We start from the raw sequence: 1153 nt of genomic DNA, 5'->3' as shown, positions 1-1153 counted from the left end.
TAAGGCTCTGGCTGTCTCACGCTTGGAGAGAACCTCTTGGGGGACGTCCGCACCGTTTTCTACTTGGCGTACTAAGTAAAAATCGGTCGCATCAAGGTAATGTTTAGCCTTTGCGCGCCTTTCAGATTGTTCTTTATTTTGTTGAGCCTCTAGTGACAGGACAAAAGCCTCACCAGTCCATCGGTAGAGTTCGGGATTAACGGCGACGTCTTGCGTCAGTTGGACATCTAAACGGATTAATTGAGTTGACGCTTGAGGCGCGTTGATCGTGACAATTCGCCCCTGCGTATCGACCTGTATCATCGCTCTAACTCCTTAAAGGTCGTTCGAGACACAATGCACACTTGAATATCAATATAATTGCAAGTAAATATGATTTTTTTCGCGTTGCTCGGTGTCAAAATAGGAATGAAATAACATCGCCTTGAAAAGCCAGCCACAAAGGGAACTACCATTGCCCTATGGCTATTAGCTACCATCTCGTCATGATCATCAAAGCATTGAGACCAAAAGACGACTTGATCTAAGTTCCTTGAATTTTCTCTATCCAACCAACCCACTCGTACTTCCAGTAGCTCTACATCATCTGACAGAGAAAACTCTACTTGTCGGTTTGTGGCATCTGAAACTTGAGCATACTGGTTGCTTAATACTAATGACTGAAAACCACCGTTTCCCGTCTTATCACCACGACTGCCAATAGGATTGTGAAGTTCAAACATTAGATAAACTCCCCAATACGAACACCATTCCCAGCAACGCCTTCCAATGTAATGGCTTCATTGCTTTTGATAAGTACATGACCACCGGCGACAACCTCAATAAACCCTTGAACCAAAACAGAGCGATCATTATCTTGATAGGTTTGAATGAAGAGTCCTTTCCGCTCTTCATTTCCCGCAATGCTTTGTTCATCTCCCGTTAAATCCAGATAGCCCGTATCGACCTTTTGCAAGGTGTAAAGCTCAGCAAGCTTCTTCACCGTTAGCGTGTCATTTTGAATGCGTGTCTTCACTTCGGCTTGAACGGCACTGACAGTGATGGGGGTTAAGATTTCGCTAATCGTGACGGAATTATTAATATCGATGTTTTGAGATTTGGTGCTGATGGGAATGTCCGCCACTTGATATTCAACCGTGACCGGTTCCGCCTG

3 protein-coding genes are annotated in these 1153 nt (G+C 44.6%); all 3 read right to left on the bottom strand.

Annotation, left to right across the window (positions count from 1 at the left end; translation table 11 throughout):
- On the bottom strand, positions 1 to 303 hold a 303-nt coding region (locus AB6C75_RS23560; protein WP_372109530.1), incomplete at its 3' end, for a hypothetical protein.
- Positions 300 to 722 carry a hypothetical protein gene (locus AB6C75_RS23555; RefSeq protein WP_017100574.1) on the bottom strand — a complete coding sequence of 141 codons (423 nt, stop codon included), beginning with the start codon at positions 720 to 722 and terminating at the stop codon, positions 300 to 302. The genes AB6C75_RS23555 and AB6C75_RS23560, both read right to left, overlap by 4 nt.
- Positions 722 to 1153 (bottom strand): hypothetical protein (locus tag AB6C75_RS23550; protein WP_372109528.1); only part of this gene is annotated, 432 nt, incomplete at its 5' end. The genes AB6C75_RS23550 and AB6C75_RS23555, both read right to left, overlap by 1 nt.

The sequence above is a fragment of the Vibrio sp. 10N.237.312.B06 genome (assembly GCF_041464685.1).
GTDB lineage: Bacteria > Pseudomonadota > Gammaproteobacteria > Enterobacterales > Vibrionaceae > Vibrio > Vibrio tasmaniensis_A.
The sequence above is the reverse complement of the archived record's forward strand: the minus strand, read 5'-3'. Positions and strand labels throughout refer to the sequence as shown.

What these genes read in the sequence shown, in the direction of transcription:
- AB6C75_RS23555 (WP_017100574.1), bottom strand. Translation starts at nt 722, where the DNA reads ATGTTTGAACTTCACAATCCTATTGGCAGTCGTGGTGATAAGACGGGA.